Here is an 18,110-nt window from a genome sequence, read left to right as displayed (position 1 = left end):
CCGCCATCGGTTCCGGACCGCGCGCGACACGCGGCCGACGGCCGTCTGACGCCGCAGGAACGTTGAAGTGATGGCACGGGCACGCACGGGATATGTCGGAGATACTGGCCGAGAACCTCTCGGGCAAGACGGTCATGGGCGCCGACGGAGCCGAACTGGGCATGCTGTACAACGTCACGATGGACCTCAAGACCGGGACGTTGCAGAACCTCATCGTCGACCCCGGCGAGACGGGCCCCCGCGAGACCGCCTTCCAGCGCAACGACCACGGGCACTTCCTCGTCCCCATCGGTAACGTCCAGGCCGTTCGGGACCACATCGTCGTCGGTCGGTAGTCGGGCAGCCCGTTCTCGGACTCCCACGCCCACGAGGAGCCGCGGCTCGCTGGCGGACTCTCGAGTTCTCTTGCCGGTCTCGCGGAAGGAAACAACTCTCGGCGGGCAGGGACGGAGCTATCCGGGAGAGCGGAGGGGAGTGATTCGCGGCGTCGCTCGCCGTATCAGGAGATGAGCGTCTCCTCGCCACGCTCGACGACGATGCGGCAGGGCGGGGAGATCTTGTTGTAGGCGCGGCGGAAGGCGTCCTTCACGGTGTCGGCGTCCTCGGGATGGACCCACGCCGTGAACAGCTGGTCGCCCTTCTGGACGCGGGCGGCCGTGCCGACGATCTTGCCGAACGACTGGCGCATCCCGTCGGAGACACGGTCGGCGCCGGCGCCGGTCGCCTGCTTGTTCTCCCGGATGACCTGATGGGGGAACTTCCGGAGGATCATCTTGTAGTCGCCCTCCTCGCCGAGCACCTTCAGCATCCGGCGGTTGGCCGACAGGCGCGAAGCCTCCAGCGACCCGTGGCGGAGCTGGCAGGACTCCTCCGTGACGAGCGAGACCTGGACCTCGTACTCGTCGGGGTCCTTCTTGATCTGCCCCATCTTGTGCTGTGCGATCTTCGAGCCGGGGATGCCCGTGATGTACTCCCGTCGCGTGTACGACGGCTTGTCGATGTCCCGGTACATCGAGGCCGGTTTGTCGCTCATATTACTGATACGGAGACCCAGGAGCGTTAAGAACGCTTCGAAGCCGTGTTGGCGACCCGCCACTGCCGAGAGCGGTCGGGTGGCTTCTTGTACCCTGCCCGTCTCGACCCGGATATGGAGGCGGACCTGGTGCTGGCACCGGTCGACGGAAGCGACAACGCCGCCGAGGCGTTCGAGTACGCCGTCGCGGTCGCCGACCGTTACGACGCGGCAGTCCACGTTCTGTTCGTGCTGGGAGAGGAGATGTCTCGCCGCGTACAGGAGGGAACCATCGACGGCGAGCTGGCGGCCGAGACGACGGTCGCCGCCGTCGACCCCATCCTCGACCGACTCGACGAGACCGACCTCGAGTCGACTCACTCGTCGGCGTACGGCTACTCGACCCAGCGCCTGACCCAACATCCCGGTAGCGTCATCACGGAGGTGGCCGACCAGCTGGGGGCGGACTTCGTCGTCCTGCCGCGCGAGCCGGTCACGGGCGACCCCCAGGCGGCTATCGAGAAGGCCGCGCAGTACGTCATCGCGCACGCCGACCAGCCCGTGCTCTCGGTCTGACGGGTCCCCGACGCCCCAACTCCCCGACTCCCTGACTTCCCGACGGCGGTCGAGCCGCTCCGGACCACTTCTGATAAGCTTCCCTCGTATCGACGGGATAACAGGCAATTGTTGTCGTGTTACGTGATAGCACATGAGTTCCGGCGCTGGCCCGACCGGCGGCCGTATCGATACCGTCGACGGGACCGACTCCGACGTGACCGCGGTGCGTGACGACGATTCGGACGGCTCCCGGCCCACCGACCTGCCACTCCCGCCGTACCCCGAGACCCTCGGGCATCCGGCGTTCCACTCGCTGCACTACATGCGGAGCCCGGTGGAGCTGCTGAACCGGGGCGGGCGCGAGCAGGATATCTTCCGCGCCCACCTGGCTGGCGTGGGTGACTGGTACCAGCTCTGCCATCCGGACCACTCGAAACGCGTCCTCCTCACGGAGCGCGACCGGTTCCGCAAGTCCGACGACTTCGGCATCGCGTTCGGTGACGGCCTCCTCACCGTCGAGGGCGAGGAGTGGACCCAGCAACGACAGACCCTGCAACCGCTGTTCGTTCGCGAGAGCGTTCGCGGCTACGCGGACACGATGGTCGAGCAGGTCCAGCGCCGCGTCGGCCGGTGGAACGACGGCCAGCGCCTCACTCTCCAGGCCGAGATGACCGACCTCACGCTGGACGTGCTGTTCGCCGCCATCCTCGGGCGCGAACTCCGCCTCGATGGCGACGAGACGGTCCGCCGGGCCGCCGAGGCGCTGCACGACTGGTTCGTCCCCACGTCCTACCCGCTCCCCGAGTGGGTCCCCACGCCCGCGCGCAGACGATTCAAGCAGGGCAAGCAGACACTCCAGGAGGAAGCCGACCGCCTGCTCGCCGAGGCCGCCGAGGACCCGCCCGCGAATCCGTCGGAGGCCGACGACCTGATGCGCCTCCTCGTCGGCCTGCGCGAGGCCGGCGTGACGGACTCGGGGATGCTCACCGACGAGCGCCTGCGCGACCAGATGGTGACCATCATCTTCGCCGGCCACGACACGACGACCACGTCGCTCACGTTCGCACTCTGGGCGCTCGCGGAGCATCCCGAGGTCCGCGAGCGGTTCCAGGCCGAAGTGGATGCGCTCGATGGGCTGCCGACCGCCGAGGATGTCGCGGAGGGTCGGCTGGAGTTCACGGACAAGGTCGTCACCGAGACGCTCCGGCTGTTCCCGCCCGTCTACGGCCTCCCGCGCGAGGCGGCCGAGGACGTGGCGTTCGACGGCTACCGCGTCCCGGAGGGCGAACGCATCAACATCGTCCTCTACCGCATCCAGCGCGACCCGCGGTTCTTCGACCGCCCGGACACGTTCGACCCGGACCGGTGGACCGACGAGTTCCGGCAGAACCTCCACGACTTCGCCTACGCGCCGTTCGGCGGCGGCCCGCGCATCTGCATCGGCCGCCAGTTCGCCCTGCTGGAGGCGAAGCTGGCACTCGCCACCATCGGTCGGAACTACGAGCTCTACTTCCTCGGGGAGAACGAGGACGGCGGTCCGCCGCTCTCGCCGCAGATGACGCTGCGGATGGCGGAGGGCCAGGAGTTCCTCGTCCGGGAGCGGTGACCGGGTGGGCCGCCGGCCGCTCGACCGCGCGCGCCGGGCCGTGACTCCGGACGTTTTTGTCGGATTGCGACCAACGACGCGTGTGAGCGAGTCCATCCCGACGGGGTGTTCGACGGTCGACGAGCTGCTGGACGGCGGGCTGGAGCGCGGCGCCGTGACCCAGGTCTACGGCCCGCCGGCCGCCGGGAAGACGAACCTCGCGCTGTCGGCGGCCGTCGGCGTCGCCGCCCGTGGCGGGACCGCCCTCTACATCGACACGGAGGGGCTCTCGGTCGACCGCCTCGAGCAACTCGCACGTGCACGCGTCGAGGGGATGGATGACCCCGACGCAACCGTCGAGGACCTGGCCTCGCGCATCATCATCACGGAGGCGTACGACTTCGACGAGCAGGCCGAAGCGGTGCGGGACGCCGCCGAGTTCGCCGACCGCGTCGACCTCGTCGTCCTCGATTCGGCGACGGGGTTCTACCGGCTCGCGCGCGACGACGAGGACGGCGGCGCCGCGCTCCGCGATGTCGCACGGCAGGTGACCCACCTCCTCTCGCTCGCTCGCAAGCACGACCTCGCGGTGGTCATCACGAACCAGGTGTACGCGGACCCGGAGAGCGAGTCCGAGCGCCCGCGGCCGCTGGGTGGGCACACGCTGACCCACTGGTCGGGGGTCGTGCTGCGGGTCGAGCGGTTCCGGGCGGGGAACCGCCGGGCGACGCTGGAGAAGCACCGCTCGAAGGCCGCGGGTGAGACGGCGCGGTTCCGAATCACCGAGGACGGGCTGGAGGGGGTCGAGGAAGGGACACCCGCCGAGTTCTGAAATGGGCTGGTTTCTGGCTTATTCTGCAATATATTGGGCTGTGTAGTGGATTCGAAGTCTATTCTGATTTTAGTGTGTGAATGGCGGCAGGAGCGAGGATGATGCCGACCTGATGGGACCCACGCCAGCGCCCGCGGGCGCTGGCGACACCTCGAGTGGGCCAGTCGGGTCCGTGGGCCTCTCACCTCCCCAGCCGCCTGCAGTGCTCGCTAGCGCTGCGCGCTTCGGCCCTCGCGCGCTTAGAGGCGGCTGGCCCTGCGGGCACAGCCGCCAGCGCGCGCCCTGTGCGACTGACTGGGTACGCGACCCGACACAGTCTACGGGCCGGGAACGCGTGGTGAGCGAAAGCGAACCCGCGTGACCTGGGGAAGGGCAGGGACGCCGCGAGCCTCGTCAACCGGGGCGGGCTTGTCCGTCGGCGCGCGCAGCGCGCCGGCGGTGGTCACAACAGGTCGGCAATCGCAGCCACGATATCGGTCCCGGATGGTCGGCAATCGCAGCCACGATATCGGTCCCGGATGGTCGGCAATCGCAGCCACGATATCGGTCCCGGATGGTCGGCAATCGCAGCCACGATATCGGTCCCGGATGGTCGGCAATCGCAGCCACGATATCGGTCCCGGATGGTCGGCAATCGCAGCCACGATATCGGTCCCGGATGGTCGGCAATCGCAGCCACGATATCGGTCCCGGACGGTCGGCAATCGCAAACACGGTACTGGTGAGTGGCGGGCGAGGGAACCGGAGTGGACCTTCTACAGCTCGCCCAGCTTCCGCAGGAGCTGGCCCTCGTACTCCTCGTCGGCGCGCATCCCCTTCCGCTCGAGGACGTTCCGTTCGAGGGTGTCGAGCGCGACGTGGAAGGCGGATTCGGCGCCGTAGCCCTCGCCGGAGCCGGCCATCTGCCCGACGTTCGTCCGGAGGCGGATCTGACACTGCACCAGCGGCGTGCCCCGGAGCTTCTCGTCGTGCTCGTGGAAGCGGACGTGGGCGTGCTGGACCTGCATCTTCGCGAACTTGTCCGTGGTCTCCTCGATGGAGCGGACGATCTCCTCACGCGAGAGGGTCTCCAGCAGCTTCACGTTCGTGATCTGGACGTCCATGTGCTCCTCCTCGGTGTAGGAGAGCGCGCGCAGCACGTCCGTCTTGGTGAGGATGCCGGCGATGAGGTCGTCGTCGTCGTCCGGGGTGACCACGAGGCCGGCGTAGTCGTTCTCCAGCATCCGCTCGACGGCCTCGCGGACGGACTCGCCCTCGGTCACGGTCGCCACCGGGCTGCTCATCAGGTCCGCCACGGGGAGGTCGAGGACGCGGTCGATGTCGCCCGCGCGGTCGCCGCGGGTCGTACGGTCCTTGCGCTGGACCACGAACTCCGCGATGTCGTGGGTCGTCAGCATCCCCGTCAGCCGACCGTTCTCGTTGACCACGGGGAGCCGCGAGATACCGTTCTCCCGGAGGCGATTGATGGCCTGCCCGACGCTCGCGTCCTCGGGGAGCGTGCTGACCTCACGCGTGGCGATCTGCTCGACCGTCAGCACGTCGAGGTTGTCGAGGACGGCTTCGAGGAGGGCGTCCTCCGTGACGACGCCCCAGAGCCGGTCGGCCTCGAATACGGGGGCCAGCTTCACTCCCCCCTCGACCAGCACCCGAGCCACGTCCCGGACGTTCGCCGTCCGGTCGACCTTGGGCGCGGTCTGTGTCATCTTCCCTGCCTTCGCGTCGTCCTCGACGTGGGACTGGAGCAACTGGCGTTCCGTGATGACACCCGCGTACTCGTCGTCCTCCGTGACGATGACGCTCTTGGGGTTCTCACGGTCGAACAGCGACCGCACCTTGGCCAACCGTTCGTCACTATCCACCTGCACGTACTCGCGGGTCGCGATATCTGCGATGTCCATCGTCTTCTCCCGAAACGGTTGACCGCCCGCTCTCTTAAGATTGGTTCTAGCCGTAGCGAGTGAATCCCCGTGGTCCAGGGCACATCTGCTCCACCCTGTACCGGTACTCGGACCGCTGGAATCACCGAACGACCCAGTTGGAAGCCCCTGGGCCGCATCCAGGCTGCCCCGCCCCCGGGACAACGCACGCGTTCTGGAGATGCGCCGATTATACAAGGATACAATCCGCGAGGAAGGAACGTGACGACCGGCGAAGACGGAGAGACGACGCCTCGTGACACCCCCGTCGACGCGGTCTGGTGTCTCGCGTGTGGAACGAAGTACGACCATCGTGAGCATCACCATCAGCCTCGCGATGGGGAGTCCGGATCGGTCTGTCCAAACTGCGGGTACCGACGCGCGGTGAACTATCCACGGGATGGGGGTATCATACACCGATTGAAACGAACTCTGCCGAACGGCGATTGAGGAATAGTTAACGTCTCGCGAGCGACCAACCGGCGCAGTCCAACGGTATCGTACCGACGACACTACCTTCTCGACTCGTTCCTGCTGGAACCAGCGTACCTCTACCCGTGGGCTGTGGAATCGTGTCTCCCGACTTCAGCTCCCCCGGCAAGGGGGTTCCCCGACGGTTCCAGGTGGCCAGTCATCGCCCCCACCTCCGAGACGGCCGTGGGTTGCAGAAGGAAACCTCTCTTCGAAGGTGGTTTCCTTATACAAGGATGGGTTGGGGCGGTTCACTCGCGTAACTTATCGAAATGTGATTGTGATTATTCATCTGGGTCCTCCATAGCCAATCGAGTAACGGTTTCCGAGCGACGCTCGTGGAACGCTTCGTCCGCATCAGCCACGTCGTAGTGCTTTCTGATGGTCTCGGGACTGGCGTTGACACGACGGCTGACCGCGTGCTCGTCGAGCCCGCGATTGAGCTGCCAGGTGATGCTCCCGGTCCGCACCCGATGCGGCGACAGCGTCGAGGGACACGCGTTGGCTGAGGTCCGGTCGAACCAGTCGCAGGTGAGACGCTGCCGGTCGTGTGGACAGGGCCCGACCCGACATGGGGCCGTCGCGTAGTAGATCCACTTGCGGATGGTGTTCGTACTGGCCCGGCCGAAGGTCGTCGTGAGGAGCGGCCGGCGCTTGTGGTCATCGACGAGTTCCGTCCGCTGCAGCGCGAGGTACCGCTTGACGGTCGTCGCCGTCTCGTCGGGGATGCCGACGAGCCGCTCGCCCTTCTGCCCGTTCTTGAGCGTGGTGTCGGACTCGGGCCGGTGGACGAACCGGACGGTCCCGGCGTCGGTGTCGACATCCCCCACATCGAGGGCACGGATGGCGCCCATCCGCGCGCCGATGAACCACAGCAGCTCCAGGGCGACGTGATGGGCACTCGCGCGCTCGTCGCCGTCGCGAAAGGCGCGGATGAGTGCCAGCGCCCGGTCGCTCTCCAGCCGCTCGGAGTTGACCTCGTCGCTCTCGTTGATGCTGGGTGGGTCGATCTTCTCGGACACCCCCGCCTCGACCAGCTCGATGCGCTCGCAGTACGCGAGGAACTGCCGCAGGGTGGTGAGTTCGTTCGAGAGCGTAACCGGGCTGACGCCGGCCGCGCGCCGGGCCTGCTCGTAGCTATCGAGGTCCCAGCCCGAGAGGTCACGCACCGACTCGATACCCTCCTCGTCGCACCACTCGACGAACAGCTTGAGCCGATACCAGTACCCCGAGACCGTCGCCTCGGCCTTGTCGACGCGCAGCTTGTCGAGCCAGCGCTCGACAGCCTCGCGCGGGGATAGGTCGGGCGCACGGCTCACTGCGTACCCTCCAGCAGCGCCTCCTCGGCTGCCACGACCCGCTGGAACGCCTCGGTGCTCCCGCCGTTGTCTGGGTGGGTCTGCTTCTTCCGAGCGCGTGCGGCGCCGCGCACGACCTCCTCGGGCGCATCCGTCGCGACCCCGAGCACCTCGTGCGGTGGCGGCCCCGTCGCGACCGCGTCCTCGCCGCCCGGCAGCGCCTGCGTCTCGAATTCGCTCCCGACCGTGCCGACCCCGTAGCGGTCCAGGGCGCGTTTGGCCGCGAGGTACTTCGCGATGGCGCGGGCGTTGTCCCGGAGGGTGTCCCAGCGGTCACACGGGAACGCCCGGCCCTCCCCATCGAGGTCGCAGTAGACGACGACGCCCGGGTCGTCGGGCTCGCGGTCGGCGTACGGTCGGTGCGGGTTCGCCTGGGTGTGTGGCGCCGCGGTCTCGACGCGCGGGTTCACCGCGTCCATCTGCTCGAGTTCGGCGAGGATGGAATCGAACGCCTCGGTCCGCGAGACCCGGAAGCCGTGCGGGTACGGCTTGCGTTGCTCGGCCGGGGTGCGTTCGAATCCGGCGGGCCAGTCCAGGCCGCTCACCGCGGCTCACCTCCGTCGGTCTCGACAGCTTGCTCCTCCGCATGGTCGGCAGCGCGCAGGAGCGCCTTCCCGAGCCGACGCGCATCGCTCGGATCGAGCCCGGCGAGAACGCCGACCGACCCGTTATCAGGGCGGCATTTGAGTAGGAACTGGACCTTCCCGTTCCAGCACTCCTCGATGCTGTACAGCGCACCAGACTCGTCCAATTCCATGTGCGTCCACGGTGACTCGACGGTGGCTGTGGCCGTCGTATCGCCGCGGAACGGGTACGAGATCGAATCGCTGTCGGCCGCGCTCGTCCCCGGGTAGCCCTCGCTGCTGTCGAGCTGGTCGTGCTCGTCGAGGTCAACGCCACCGTCGGTTCGGATATCGTCGGGCTCGGCATCGACCAGCGACTTCGCGGGTCCGTGCCGACACGAGCCCGACTCGCGCTCGGGCGACCGTTCGATGGGCGCCTCGAAGTCGGTGCCACAGTCCTGACACGTCCACGGGGCGCTCGCGGGCTCGCCGCCGAAGGCCGTGCCCGCGTGGTACTCGATACTCGCACTCTCGCAGGTCGGGCACGCGGTGACGGCCTCGTCGTCGTCGAGCCCCAGCTCATCACGGAGGTCGTCATCCTCGACGAGCGCCCGCTGGGCGGCGAGGATATCCTGGGAGTGCCCCATCACAGCCCACCTCCGGCGACGAGCAGCCCGCCCAGGACGATGCCCAGCAGCGCGACGGTCAGATGCGAGAGGATGAAGAATCGCACGCCGGGCCCGGTACGGGTCGCGGCGCTCATCGCTGGCCCCCCGGCCGGATGGTGGTCCGGCGCTCGATGGTGTAGTCGGTGCCCGGATGGGTCTCCGAGCGGCGATACTGCTCGTAGAGGTTCTCGACGGTGCCGAAGTCGCTCGTCCACGCGGTGTGGACCGCGAGGTCCCCGACGTGCCAACGCAGGCGCCACTCGTCGTCGCTCGGTTCGTCGTCGGTACGTTCTTCTGAGGCGTTCGCTAGGCTTGGCATGGTCTCGTTGATACGGGGCTGTGGTCCGAGCCGGAGCGCGCCGGGCTTTGGTAGGGGCTGGCGCGCTCCGAGGGGACCACGGACGGGATAGTTGCGTAGCGGTGCGACTGGCTGAGCGGAAGGTGGTGTGGCGACTGACACTCGGGAGTCGTGGTCACGAACGCTTTTCCCGGGCACCTGAGTGGGCCGGCATGAATGCCAGGGAACGCACCCGCCGCGACCGGGCCACCAGTCAGTGGCGCGGATGCGGCCTTCCAGGTGCTCCAGATCGTCGCCCTCTTGCTCCCACTCGCGGGCATCTTCCTGCAGGTCGTCCTCCAGGCGGCGGCCAGCTCGGATGTCGAGGTCAGAGAGGAGTTCGTCACTGCGGTTGCGGTGACGCTCCTCATGTTGACTGGAGCGGCGGGTCTCAGCGTGCTTACACTCGTGCTGGCCGGCGTCTCACTCACCATCGGCGCCGCGCTGGTTGCGCTATTGGCCGGACTGGGTGGCATCGTCATCGTCGCCACCTCGATTTCAGACCAGTTCTACGACCGCGAGCCACAACCGGCCGTCGAGCGGGTCGGGCTCCCAGCGAGCTACACCACGAGTGAGCAGTCCTACTACGAAGCGTACGCCCAGGGTAATCGCGAGTGAGCGGAAGGTCTATCATGCCAGTTGCCCCAACGTTGGGGCACGGAGGCATCTCGTGAACACCCCACGTCCGACCGGCCCCGGGGCGGCGTCGCTGGTGGACTACGTTGCGCCACGAGACCCATCGCTGTTCTTCCGCCTGCTGCGCCTGGGTATCGAAGTGATGCTCGGGGGCTTTTTGGGCATCGTGACCGCCGCGGCGGTGGAGGCATTCTTGCCACCTGTTGTCGCGACCGCGATGTACGCCCTGGCTACGCTGATTGTCATCGGTGGGTTCGTCTACGGCATCGTGCTGGTCGTGGGCCGGACCGTTCGACTGCACTGAGTCGAGGCTCATCGGTCGGACTCCGTCGGCGCAACGTTCTGCTGGGTCATCTCCGGGACCGGCAGGTGCCCGTCGCGCTCGTAGCCAGCTCGACCCAGTAGCTCGTCGATTCGGTCGACATCCTGGTCGTCGGGCTCGCTGTTGATGACGAAGTGGCCGTGACCATCGTCGAGGAGCGTGATACTCTCCGGGTCGCCGTCCGGAATCGCTTCGACCGCGTCCCGGAGCGTGAACGCCTCGGCCTCGACCTCGGTGCCGCCGTCGGTCTCGACACGCCGAAGCTCACCATCCCGAGCGACCAGTTCGCCACGCCGGACCATCGCCCGGACGCACTGGTCGACGGCCCGGTCCGATTCGCCGAGGTCCTCGGCCACCGTCTCGACGACGGTGTCTCGGTCCGGCGGACCACTGGTCCCCCACGTCACGGTTGCACGGACGTTCTCCTCGATGGTTTCGGCATCCGTGCCGGACCCCTCGACCGCGGCCGTGCTCGGAACCGGCCGCTCGCCGCGGTCACGACGCCACCAGTACTCGGTGTCGGGCTCGCTGACCGCCAGCGTCCGGCCGCCGAGCCCGACGCGAGCGACGAGTGCGGTCTCGCAGGCCAGGCACTCGTACTCGATGGCGAGCGTGTCGTCGGTCCAGTCCATCCCGAGCACCTCGATGGCGCCCGGTGGGTGCTGGTCGTCGGTGCAGTCACGAGCCGCTGGTGCGACCGGCGAGCCGTTGTCCCAGGCCCGGACCAGCTCGGCCGCGGTGCCGAACGCGTCCTCGCGCCCGGCCTCGTACCACTGTTCACTGGGCGTGGCGTCCTCGTCCTCGATGGTGTCGGCTTTCGTGGCCGCGGCGTCGTCCCGGCGGGACTCCAGGGCCGATGCGATGCCCTCGATGGTCTCGGCACGCGTGGCGAACGGAGCGCCGTCGTCGGTACTCATGCGTGGGCCTCCATCTCGCAGTGCTCGCGGTACAGCCGCCGGGCGCGCTCGAAGTTGCCCTGCTGGATGCAGGCGCCGATGCGCCGGGCCGGCCCTTCGGCGAGGTCGGCCCGGTCCTGGGCGGCCGCCAGGGCCGTGCGCAGCTGGGGCCGGAGCTGGTCGAGGTCGTGCTGGGCCTGTTCGAACTGCTCGCGGGCCGCGACCGCGTCGGCCGCGAGATCGAGGAACGGGTCGGGCTGGTGGCGAGATGCCATACCCGGACGGTGCGTGCGGTGGGTGGGTAAGTCGCTCCCGGGCGTGTCCGGAGTGTCCGGAGTCCGCGCGGTCGGCGATGGTGGGTCGCTCGGGGTGGCTATGCGGTCGATACCGCGATGTCCGGAGTGTGTCCGGAGTTCGGAGCCGGCGCGTCGCCGGCGCGTGGTGTCGGTCGTCATGGGTGGGCGGCGCTCGTCGCGCCGTCACCAGGGCTATACGAGGCAGGGTTTGTATAGTTTGCCCCGTACTGGGTAAGTATGCTCGAAAGTGGTTGTAAATATCCAGTAGATAAGAGATTTGACAAATCCGCCACGCCTATTTGCGATGGGGGAGACGACGAATATGTGGCAAAAGAGGACCGAAAGCGCCGCGTTCTCGCGTTCCTTGTAGACACTGGAATGGCGATGACGAGGAAGGTCCTCTACAGGAATCTTCGTTACAACGGAGCCGACTTCAGCGAAAGTTCGCTGAAGAACTATCTGAAGGAACTCCGAGACGACGGGCTGGTCGAGCGGGTGGACGCCAAAGAGTATGCTCGTGGAACACTCGTCTCGACTGACGACGACCCGGGCTACTGGCTAGCTACTGCTGATGGTGCAAAAGAGATTGAGGACTACCGTGACGCGCACCAAGACGAAATTGATTCTAGCCACCTTTGACCAGTACTGGATAAGAATTAAGTAGCTCCCGCTCATGAGCATATAGTAGGCACACCGGCCTCTCGGGGCTGATTTCAGCGGATGAATGATGCCCGAGTGTTGGAGCACTCGGGCCGGTGTCCCTGGAAGGACAATGAGCACTACCATCCACTCTGACAAGACCGTTGGGGTGCGCCCGAAGTACCTCGCGCTGGGCGTCGACCGCAACGGCCGCTGGCACACGTACCGCACGACCGACGAGACGATTCTCGTGACCGACGGCGACGGCCTCCAGCACATTGAGCGACTCGACGGCCGCCCGGTTCGCCACTGGGTCGCCTACGTCGACGACGGCGTCGGCTGGCAGGACCACCCCGACGCGAGCCCGGGCCGGGGCTGGCTGGAGGCGGTCGCGGCATGAGCGCGACCGAGGACCCGCTGGCCCGCTGTCTCGGCTGTGGTGCCGAGTTCGACAGCGTCCGGGCGCTGTGCCGCGGCGCCGCCCACGCCGCCGACTGCGAGGAGCCCGGCGAGGTGTTCGCATGAGCGACCCCGAGCCCGACCATGCGTTCGTCCGCGCTCGCGTCCGGAAAGCGAGCCGCCTCACCCGGCACCCGGAAGCCCGGAAGGAACTCCGCGCGGCGCTGGGCGAGCTGGCGCCCGACCTCGGCGCGCCCATCGAGCAGTGCCCTCGGTGTGGCGTCCTCGGGACTCGCGAGCGGCTTCGCGAGCACGACTGCTGGTAACACCTACTCCCGACGAGTCACCACGGCGTGAGAGTCCGAACCCGGGCGGACTCGGCGGCGAGACATCTATTTTCGTCGTAACGATAAAGAGAATTGGCCGAGGCTAGCGGGACACCCACAGAAGCCGGCGGGGGGATGACCAGTGCCGGCGGGTGGGCTGTCGTGGTGCGGACCCACAGTCCTTCCGCCCGGGGCCTCGCGGGCTGCGTGGCGACCAACCATGACGGAATACAAAGTGCTCCCCAGCGGGAATCAATGGCGAGTCGAGAAAGGAAACGGCAGCGTCGTCTCGAACCACCGGAAGAAGGCCCCAGCAGTCTCCTCGGCCAAGTCCGAGGCTGGAAGTGGTGACGTGGTGATCATCCGGCGGTCCGACGGCACGATTCAGGACCGGCACGAATACTGAGTCCCAGCTCCGGGGCGGGCCCCGACCACGCGATAGTCCTGGTCGGTGGCGTCCTCGACCTCCGAGAGCACGACTGCTGACAATCGTAACGTTCACAATTGCGACTCGGAATTTTTCATCCAGCATGGCTGGAAGAAGACGGAAGGTGAGCAAGTTCGTCGACCCGGACGCGGACGAAACCAACTGCGCGGAGTGTGGCGACACCATCGACATCGCCGACGAGGAGTCCGTCGGTGACGCGATTGTGCGACACTTCAAGGCCGCGGGCCACTTCAGCGACTAGGGCGGCGCTGCTGGTCCGGTAATCAGACGCATCCAGAGCGCCCGCCGTCGACGACCGGGGCGAGCACGTCCCGAAGCCGGTTCTGCTCGGGGTTGCGGTGGACGATCTCCCGGGGGACCCAGTCGGCTTGGAGGACTCGGGCGTTCGGTATCATACCCGAGGCCGATGGAAGGACTGGGTACATACGGAAGGGTCAGGGTTCCGGGTGGAGTGTGGCTGTCGCTCGTCGGTCGTTGAAAGAAGTGAGGAAGTGTTCGGTAACGTCGCTTACGCGACCGTGAACTTGCCGAGCGTGGCCGTGTCGCCACCGCTGGACGAAGACCAGACGACGCGGACGGTGTCGTCGGATTGAAGCTGCTTGAAGTCACCATCGATGTTCCCGGAGCCGTCATATGTAATTGTGCCAGCACCGGTCACGGACCCAATATCGCTGGTCCCGGTATAGACTGCATCCACTTCCGTGCGGTCACCAGCTGTCACGTCGCTTGTACCACTCCACGGAACCGAACTATCGTCATCAGCACCAGAATTGCTGATGACATCAACGCCCGGATTCCCGTTCACCAAGATTGTGATGTCGTCTTGTGCAATTGCGTCACCACCGTCGTGGGTGATTTCGACACCTTTGAGCGTCGCCGTGTCGCTACCACCATCGTCGTAGTCGGCACTCCCTTGGTTGAACGTGAAGCTCGCCGTCGGCGAGCTGTCCGAAACCTGATCGCCCAGGCCGAGCACGAACGTCCCGATGACGGCGGCAAGAATCACTGTGATTGCCACCATCAATATGACGCCGATGACTGGCGAAACCGCGTCGTTGTCCGTGAATAGTTGTTTGAATTCCATTGTGTCGGATTGAATGTGATTTGGAAGACGGTACGTCGTTAGCTCGACCACTCTGCCTGCGCGAGCGTGGCCGTGTCGCCACCGCTGGAGGACGACCACACGACGCGGATGTCATCTCCACCACAATCGTCGCCGGTACCTCCCTTGTAACTCAGTGTAAGCACGCTGCCCGCAGTGACCTCACTCGACCATCCAGAACTCTTGCCGGAAGTGGACCACTGTTCCGTAGCGCCACCTTCGCAAGAATTCACGTCGCTGAATCCACTACCACCGTCGTAAACGGTTTCACCAGCAATAATCACATCAAGCTGGTCGTTAGAAATCGCGTCACCACCGTCATGAGTGATGGTGGCTGCAGTCCCATTCTGGAAGTCGAAGTTGAAGCTCGCCTGCGGGGAACTGTCCGACACCTGGTCACCGAGCCCGAGCACGAACGTGCCGATCACGGCCGCGAGAATCACGGTTATCGCAACCATGAGAATCACGCCGATGACCGGCGAAACCGCATCGTCGTCGCCGAGTAGGTTTGTGAAGTGCATTGTCGTTGTGTCGCGCCCGGGTCCCGTGGCCGAGGCGGCGGGAACTGAGCCCGTCCGCCGCGTGACCTCGTCGCCCGGGTCGCGTACCCTGAGCCATCCAACGGATGCATATAAAGATACGGGCGGTTTAGCTCTCGCACCAGTGTTTTAACGACGCGTTATCGGGCGGTAGAGCCGTTCTCGCTGATTCCAGTTCGAAGCCGGATTCACCCGGGGATATTAGTATCCGATAGATACAGCGCCCCTCGCGGCCACTCTCACGGTCTCCGGGCGGTGTGGTATCCAGAAGACCACAGCGAGCGCCGCGTAACCGCCGATTAACGGCCGGTTTAGCCGCTATCGCACTGCGCCGGGCTACCACGCCCTGATAAACGTACTGGCCACTTCGAGATGCGAGTATAAAGGCTGAGGCTATCTGGTGGTTTGACGCGCGGGCCGGATATAGCCGGCCGCGGTGCGGTGGCGGCGGGTCGGGACCCGGGCGGGAACCCCGCCGCCGATCCTCCCCACGGCCGCATCGGGCTCACTGCGACACCGTGGGTGACTGGTCAGACACCCCCGGACGGCATAAACCATCCTCACCGTTTGCTGGCTCTGAGACGACTGCAGAGAACGCGATTGATGGAGAGCCCCGGGCAACGGGCTCCCATCGGGCGCGTGGAGCCGGGCCAGCGCCCCAGCCGCGGGGAGCCCCCGCTATTATCGGCCGCCCCGTGCGGGACTCCCGGACTCCTCACCGCCCGATAGATAGCGGTTGCGCCGGCCAGCGTCACCGCGGGAGATACCCGTCCAGCAGCGGCGCTGCGGCCAGCAACTCCGCCGCCCGACTGTCGAGTCGGATGTTGCCACCGTCGTCGACCCGGACCTCCCCATCCGGCGGCGCGACCGACCGCAGCAACTGGACGATAGCCTCGCGCGGGCCGTCGCGGTGCATGGCCAGCTGGAGCGGCATCGTCGGGATGTCGAGCGGCGTCCCGCGCTGGCGCACCGCCACCCGGGCAGCATCCAACCGCACTGCTCGGGGCGCCTCCAGGAGCAGCCACGGCGGGAGCGAGGGCCCCTCGCCGGCGCCGGTCGGCGCCCCGAGCACCGCGAGCAGCCGCCCCAGGACCGACCCATCCCGTGCCGGCACCCACTCGACGCCGCTGCGGCCGTCGTCGTCGTGGCGCTGTCGCCACTCCAGGCCGAGCACGTCGCCCAGCCGCTCGATGTCGGGCTCGGTCCCGTCGGCGACCGAGAACGCGGGCATCCAGCCCTGGCGCGGGAGCGACCCGCCGACGACCACCCACACGATGAGCCCGGCCAGCGCCCGGAGCGTCGGGCCGTCCCACGCAAGGTGGAGCCAGCCGCGCTCGGTCAGCGTCTCGACCCCGCGCACCGCGTCGGGGCGCCCATCGCTATCGACCCAGGCCCGGATGCGGCTCCGTGGGAGGCCGAGCGCGGTCGCGACGGCGCCCGAGCCCTGGTTCGGGTGCTCCGCGCAGTACTCGACGACGCGCTCGTACTGGGCGACCAGCGTCGCCGCGTCGGCGGTCTCGCTCGCGGTCCCGTAGGTCGCGATGAACGCCTCGCGAACCGCTTCGGTGTCTGTCGGGTCCGCAACCCGCCGGAGGGCGCCAGCAGTCATGGCGCCGCCTACCTGCCCGGGGTACATCAACGCCGGGGACCCCTACTGCGCCTCGTACGTCCGCCCGCTGGTTTCACCCTCGATGGCGACCAGATTGTACTGCGCCAGCTTCGAGAGATACCGCCGGAGCGTCTTCGTCGACCGCGGACTCGACACCCGGGCCCGATACGCCGACTCCAGTGCCCCCATCTGGAGTGGCTCACCAGCCGCCTCGAGCGCCTCGAACAGGATGCGCTGATGCCGCGTCAGCTGTGAGAGGGTCTTCTGTCGCAACTCCGACCGCGCGACGGGCTCGGCGTCGTGGATGTCGGCCTCCGTGATCGAGGCGTGGCCACGGGCCTGCCCCTTCCGGGCGGCCTGATACAGCGTCTCGACGGCGAGTCGGGCATCGCCGGCCGCCAGCTCGGCGATCCGGCCCAGCGACGCCTCCGTCGTCGCGCCGAACGCCAGCCCGGCCTCGGCCCGCCGGTCGAGGATGGCGAGCAACTCCTCGCGCGTGTAGCGATCCAGCGTGACGATCTCGCCGGTCCGCAGTCGGCTGGCCATCCGGCCATCCAACCGGCTGAAGAACGCCTGCTCGTCGTTGGCGATGTAGATGCAGTGGACGTGGGGCATCCGATACAGCTGGTAGAGGACATCCGGGCTCTCGATCTGGTCGACCTCGTCGAGGACGACGACGTAGCCGAAGTCGTCGGCCTCACGCACCCGCTGGAGCAGCTCGTCGTGGGCCGCGGCTCCCGGGCGAACGTCAGCCACCGCATCCACGCCGGCGGCCAGCTGGTAGAGCAACGCGCTCGTGGCGTAGTGGTTCCAGCAGTTGATGTAGGTCCCGTGGATGTGGGGGCGCTCATCTCCGAGCTGGTCGAGCACGTAGCGGGCGATGCAGGTCTTGCCCGCGCCGGAGGGCCCGAAGATGTGCGTCTGCCGGCCGGTGCCGTGGTGGAGGAGGGCATCGAGCGAGGACGAGAGGGCATCGAGCGGGCCGTCCCGATGCACCACGTCGCTCGGGACGAACCCCTCGATGTCGAAGACGGCTGGCTCGTCGATCATCTGCCCGTGGCCGATGCGTCCCCCGGTGTTAACTGTCACCCGTCGGTGTCCGAAGTGTCCGGAGTGGTGGGCCGACCGAGTTGCTGTCACCCAACCGGTTTTCACCCCGCCGCCCGGGGTCGAGGATATGCCGAACTGCCCCGAATGCGGCTACAGCGAGTCGACGGTCGAAGACTGGTTCCAATACAGCTCGGAGAACAGCTATTCCGACGGGACGGCACTGGTCTGCTGTCCGAGTTGCGATGCCGTCCTCGGCGGTGGCGTCTACGCCGCCGGGGCGTGAGCCGGCGCCGGCGCCAGGTTCTTCCGGTCGCCCCCAGCTACCAGCCACCGTATGGCCGAATGCCCACACTGCGGTGAGATGATACTGATGGTATCGGAGCTGGACGAAACCGGGTCGGCGACGAAGTCGATGTACTCGTGTCCTGAGTGTCAGGCCGTGCTCGGCGTCACTGAAGCGTAGGCGAGTGCTTCAACTGCGCGGCAGGCTCCGGCGCGAGCACCTCTCGACGACGCTCGTTGGGCGGCAGGTCGCCGCCGGGTTCTGA

Annotated in this window: 26 protein-coding genes; 13 read left to right on the top strand and 13 right to left on the bottom strand. The window is 67.1% G+C overall.

The window, feature by feature from the left end; genetic code table 11:
- Positions 1-92 precede the first annotated feature (92 nt).
- Positions 93-335, top strand: a complete 243-nt coding sequence (locus NL115_RS02345) for a PRC-barrel domain-containing protein (protein WP_254823151.1) — start codon at positions 93-95, stop codon at positions 333-335.
- A gap of 164 nt (positions 336-499) precedes the next feature.
- Here the strand turns inward: NL115_RS02345 and NL115_RS02340 are convergent, their stop codons facing one another.
- On the bottom strand, positions 500-1,033 hold the full coding sequence (locus NL115_RS02340) for a 50S ribosomal protein L16 (protein ID WP_254831618.1): 534 nt from the start codon (positions 1,031-1,033) through the stop codon (positions 500-502).
- A 114-nt stretch (positions 1,034-1,147) separates the two neighbouring features.
- On the opposite strand from NL115_RS02340, the gene NL115_RS02335 reads away from it, so the two are divergent.
- The 3 genes from NL115_RS02335 (at position 1,148) to radB (ending at position 3,987) form a co-directional block, all read left to right on the top strand.
- Positions 1,148-1,588, top strand: coding sequence for a universal stress protein (locus NL115_RS02335; RefSeq protein ID WP_254831617.1), 441 nt, complete (start codon positions 1,148-1,150; stop codon positions 1,586-1,588).
- Between the two features lie 133 nt (positions 1,589-1,721).
- A complete protein-coding gene (locus tag NL115_RS02330) occupies positions 1,722-3,176 on the top strand; it encodes a cytochrome P450 (protein ID WP_254831616.1) in 1,455 nt (484 codons plus the stop codon).
- Positions 3,177-3,258: 82 nt separating this feature from the next.
- Positions 3,259-3,987: a DNA repair and recombination protein RadB gene (radB, locus tag NL115_RS02325; RefSeq protein ID WP_254831615.1), complete on the top strand. Its 729-nt coding sequence runs from the start codon at positions 3,259-3,261 to the stop codon at positions 3,985-3,987.
- 755 nt (positions 3,988-4,742) lie between these two features.
- Here radB and NL115_RS02320 read toward each other — a convergent pair.
- The 5 genes from NL115_RS02320 to NL115_RS02300 form a co-directional block, all read right to left on the bottom strand.
- Positions 4,743-5,885, bottom strand: coding sequence for a CBS domain-containing protein (locus NL115_RS02320; RefSeq protein ID WP_254831614.1), 1,143 nt, complete (start codon positions 5,883-5,885; stop codon positions 4,743-4,745).
- A 773-nt stretch (positions 5,886-6,658) separates the two neighbouring features.
- The gene (locus NL115_RS02315) at positions 6,659-7,693 is read right to left on the bottom strand and encodes a tyrosine-type recombinase/integrase (protein ID WP_254831613.1); all 1,035 of its coding nucleotides are present in this window, start codon (positions 7,691-7,693) and stop codon (positions 6,659-6,661) included.
- Entirely contained in the window at positions 7,690-8,277 is a 588-nt protein-coding gene (locus tag NL115_RS02310) for a J domain-containing protein (protein WP_254831612.1), read from the bottom strand. The genes NL115_RS02315 and NL115_RS02310 overlap by 4 nt, the downstream gene beginning before the upstream one ends.
- Positions 8,274-8,942 carry a hypothetical protein gene (locus NL115_RS02305; RefSeq protein ID WP_254831611.1) on the bottom strand — a complete coding sequence of 223 codons (669 nt, stop codon included), beginning with the start codon at positions 8,940-8,942 and terminating at the stop codon, positions 8,274-8,276. Before NL115_RS02305 ends, NL115_RS02310 begins: the two co-directional genes overlap by 4 nt.
- A gap of 112 nt (positions 8,943-9,054) precedes the next feature.
- Entirely contained in the window at positions 9,055-9,282 is a 228-nt protein-coding gene (locus NL115_RS02300; protein ID WP_254831610.1) for a hypothetical protein, read from the bottom strand.
- Between the two features lie 195 nt (positions 9,283-9,477).
- On the opposite strand from NL115_RS02300, the gene NL115_RS02295 reads away from it, so the two are divergent.
- Entirely contained in the window at positions 9,478-9,918 is a 441-nt protein-coding gene (locus NL115_RS02295) for a hypothetical protein (protein ID WP_254831609.1), read from the top strand.
- Between the two features lie 52 nt (positions 9,919-9,970).
- A complete protein-coding gene (locus NL115_RS02290; protein WP_254831608.1) occupies positions 9,971-10,240 on the top strand; it encodes a hypothetical protein in 270 nt (89 codons plus the stop codon).
- Between the two features lie 8 nt (positions 10,241-10,248).
- Here NL115_RS02290 and NL115_RS02285 read toward each other — a convergent pair whose 3' ends face one another.
- Together NL115_RS02285 and NL115_RS02280 are read right to left on the bottom strand one after the other, a co-directional pair.
- The gene (locus tag NL115_RS02285; RefSeq protein ID WP_254831607.1) at positions 10,249-11,175 is read right to left on the bottom strand and encodes a hypothetical protein; all 927 of its coding nucleotides are present in this window, start codon (positions 11,173-11,175) and stop codon (positions 10,249-10,251) included.
- Positions 11,172-11,429 (bottom strand): hypothetical protein, encoded by a 258-nt coding sequence (locus NL115_RS02280; RefSeq protein WP_254831606.1) that lies wholly within the window; start codon positions 11,427-11,429, stop codon positions 11,172-11,174. Before NL115_RS02280 ends, NL115_RS02285 begins: the two co-directional genes overlap by 4 nt.
- A gap of 258 nt (positions 11,430-11,687) precedes the next feature.
- Here NL115_RS02280 and NL115_RS02275 point away from each other — a divergent pair, with 258 nt between their 5' ends.
- From NL115_RS02275 to NL115_RS02255, 6 genes are all read left to right on the top strand, one after another.
- Entirely contained in the window at positions 11,688-12,089 is a 402-nt protein-coding gene (locus tag NL115_RS02275) for a hypothetical protein (RefSeq protein ID WP_254831605.1), read from the top strand.
- Positions 12,090-12,222: 133 nt separating this feature from the next.
- A complete protein-coding gene (locus NL115_RS02270; RefSeq protein WP_254831604.1) occupies positions 12,223-12,489 on the top strand; it encodes a hypothetical protein in 267 nt (88 codons plus the stop codon).
- Entirely contained in the window at positions 12,486-12,614 is a 129-nt protein-coding gene (locus tag NL115_RS20580) for a hypothetical protein (protein WP_286667650.1), read from the top strand. The genes NL115_RS02270 and NL115_RS20580 overlap by 4 nt, the downstream gene beginning before the upstream one ends.
- Positions 12,611-12,814: a hypothetical protein gene (locus NL115_RS02265; RefSeq protein ID WP_254831603.1), complete on the top strand. Its 204-nt coding sequence runs from the start codon at positions 12,611-12,613 to the stop codon at positions 12,812-12,814. Before NL115_RS20580 ends, NL115_RS02265 begins: the two co-directional genes overlap by 4 nt.
- A gap of 220 nt (positions 12,815-13,034) precedes the next feature.
- Positions 13,035-13,220 carry a DUF2188 domain-containing protein gene (locus NL115_RS02260; protein ID WP_254831602.1) on the top strand — a complete coding sequence of 62 codons (186 nt, stop codon included), beginning with the start codon at positions 13,035-13,037 and terminating at the stop codon, positions 13,218-13,220.
- Between the two features lie 124 nt (positions 13,221-13,344).
- Positions 13,345-13,503 (top strand): hypothetical protein, encoded by a 159-nt coding sequence (locus NL115_RS02255; protein ID WP_254831601.1) that lies wholly within the window; start codon positions 13,345-13,347, stop codon positions 13,501-13,503.
- A gap of 22 nt (positions 13,504-13,525) precedes the next feature.
- Here the strand turns inward: NL115_RS02255 and NL115_RS20575 are convergent, their stop codons facing one another.
- The 5 genes from NL115_RS20575 to NL115_RS02235 form a co-directional block, all read right to left on the bottom strand.
- Complete coding sequence (locus NL115_RS20575; RefSeq protein WP_286667647.1) at positions 13,526-13,657, bottom strand: hypothetical protein; 132 nt, start codon at positions 13,655-13,657, stop codon at positions 13,526-13,528.
- A gap of 113 nt (positions 13,658-13,770) precedes the next feature.
- Positions 13,771-14,346, bottom strand: a complete 576-nt coding sequence (locus NL115_RS02250; RefSeq protein ID WP_254831600.1) for a type IV pilin domain-containing protein — start codon at positions 14,344-14,346, stop codon at positions 13,771-13,773.
- A gap of 38 nt (positions 14,347-14,384) precedes the next feature.
- Positions 14,385-14,885 (bottom strand): type IV pilin domain-containing protein, encoded by a 501-nt coding sequence (locus tag NL115_RS02245; RefSeq protein ID WP_254831599.1) that lies wholly within the window; start codon positions 14,883-14,885, stop codon positions 14,385-14,387.
- Positions 14,886-15,654: 769 nt separating this feature from the next.
- Positions 15,655-16,512: a hypothetical protein gene (locus tag NL115_RS02240; RefSeq protein ID WP_254831598.1), complete on the bottom strand. Its 858-nt coding sequence runs from the start codon at positions 16,510-16,512 to the stop codon at positions 15,655-15,657.
- Positions 16,513-16,554: 42 nt separating this feature from the next.
- Positions 16,555-17,562, bottom strand: a complete 1,008-nt coding sequence (locus NL115_RS02235; RefSeq protein ID WP_254831597.1) for a Cdc6/Cdc18 family protein — start codon at positions 17,560-17,562, stop codon at positions 16,555-16,557.
- 127 nt (positions 17,563-17,689) lie between these two features.
- Between NL115_RS02235 and NL115_RS02230 the strand changes: the two genes are divergently transcribed.
- Entirely contained in the window at positions 17,690-17,845 is a 156-nt protein-coding gene (locus NL115_RS02230; protein ID WP_254831596.1) for a hypothetical protein, read from the top strand.
- Positions 17,846-18,110: the final 265 nt, after the last annotated feature.

This window comes from Haloglomus salinum (genome assembly GCF_024298825.1).
Taxonomy (GTDB): domain Archaea; phylum Halobacteriota; class Halobacteria; order Halobacteriales; family Haloarculaceae; genus Haloglomus; species Haloglomus salinum.
This window is presented reverse-complemented; position numbering and strand designations above follow the sequence as displayed.

Excerpts from the sequence above, each read along its gene's own strand:
- NL115_RS20580 (WP_286667650.1), top strand. The coding sequence starts at position 12,486 with ATGAGCGCGACCGAGGACCCGCTGGCCCGCTGTCTCGGCTGTGGTGCC.
- NL115_RS02265 (WP_254831603.1), top strand. The coding sequence starts at position 12,611 with ATGAGCGACCCCGAGCCCGACCATGCGTTCGTCCGCGCTCGCGTCCGG.
- NL115_RS02305 (WP_254831611.1), bottom strand. The coding sequence starts at position 8,942 with ATGGGGCACTCCCAGGATATCCTCGCCGCCCAGCGGGCGCTCGTCGAG.
- NL115_RS02320 (WP_254831614.1), bottom strand. The coding sequence starts at position 5,885 with ATGGACATCGCAGATATCGCGACCCGCGAGTACGTGCAGGTGGATAGT.
- NL115_RS02245 (WP_254831599.1), bottom strand. The coding sequence starts at position 14,885 with ATGCACTTCACAAACCTACTCGGCGACGACGATGCGGTTTCGCCGGTC.
- NL115_RS02260 (WP_254831602.1), top strand. The coding sequence starts at position 13,035 with ATGACGGAATACAAAGTGCTCCCCAGCGGGAATCAATGGCGAGTCGAG.
- NL115_RS02280 (WP_254831606.1), bottom strand. The coding sequence starts at position 11,429 with ATGGCATCTCGCCACCAGCCCGACCCGTTCCTCGATCTCGCGGCCGAC.
- NL115_RS02230 (WP_254831596.1), top strand. The coding sequence starts at position 17,690 with ATGCCGAACTGCCCCGAATGCGGCTACAGCGAGTCGACGGTCGAAGAC.
- NL115_RS02340 (WP_254831618.1), bottom strand. The coding sequence starts at position 1,033 with ATGAGCGACAAACCGGCCTCGATGTACCGGGACATCGACAAGCCGTCG.
- NL115_RS02300 (WP_254831610.1), bottom strand. The coding sequence starts at position 9,282 with ATGCCAAGCCTAGCGAACGCCTCAGAAGAACGTACCGACGACGAACCG.
- NL115_RS02285 (WP_254831607.1), bottom strand. The coding sequence starts at position 11,175 with ATGAGTACCGACGACGGCGCTCCGTTCGCCACGCGTGCCGAGACCATC.
- NL115_RS02345 (WP_254823151.1), top strand. The coding sequence starts at position 93 with ATGTCGGAGATACTGGCCGAGAACCTCTCGGGCAAGACGGTCATGGGC.
- NL115_RS20575 (WP_286667647.1), bottom strand. The coding sequence starts at position 13,657 with ATGATACCGAACGCCCGAGTCCTCCAAGCCGACTGGGTCCCCCGGGAG.
- NL115_RS02250 (WP_254831600.1), bottom strand. The coding sequence starts at position 14,346 with ATGGAATTCAAACAACTATTCACGGACAACGACGCGGTTTCGCCAGTC.
- NL115_RS02255 (WP_254831601.1), top strand. The coding sequence starts at position 13,345 with ATGGCTGGAAGAAGACGGAAGGTGAGCAAGTTCGTCGACCCGGACGCG.
- NL115_RS02275 (WP_254831605.1), top strand. The coding sequence starts at position 11,688 with ATGCTCGAAAGTGGTTGTAAATATCCAGTAGATAAGAGATTTGACAAA.
- NL115_RS02335 (WP_254831617.1), top strand. The coding sequence starts at position 1,148 with ATGGAGGCGGACCTGGTGCTGGCACCGGTCGACGGAAGCGACAACGCC.
- NL115_RS02270 (WP_254831604.1), top strand. The coding sequence starts at position 12,223 with ATGAGCACTACCATCCACTCTGACAAGACCGTTGGGGTGCGCCCGAAG.
- NL115_RS02330 (WP_254831616.1), top strand. The coding sequence starts at position 1,722 with ATGAGTTCCGGCGCTGGCCCGACCGGCGGCCGTATCGATACCGTCGAC.
- NL115_RS02240 (WP_254831598.1), bottom strand. The coding sequence starts at position 16,512 with ATGACTGCTGGCGCCCTCCGGCGGGTTGCGGACCCGACAGACACCGAA.
- NL115_RS02295 (WP_254831609.1), top strand. The coding sequence starts at position 9,478 with ATGCCAGGGAACGCACCCGCCGCGACCGGGCCACCAGTCAGTGGCGCG.
- NL115_RS02235 (WP_254831597.1), bottom strand. The coding sequence starts at position 17,562 with ATGATCGACGAGCCAGCCGTCTTCGACATCGAGGGGTTCGTCCCGAGC.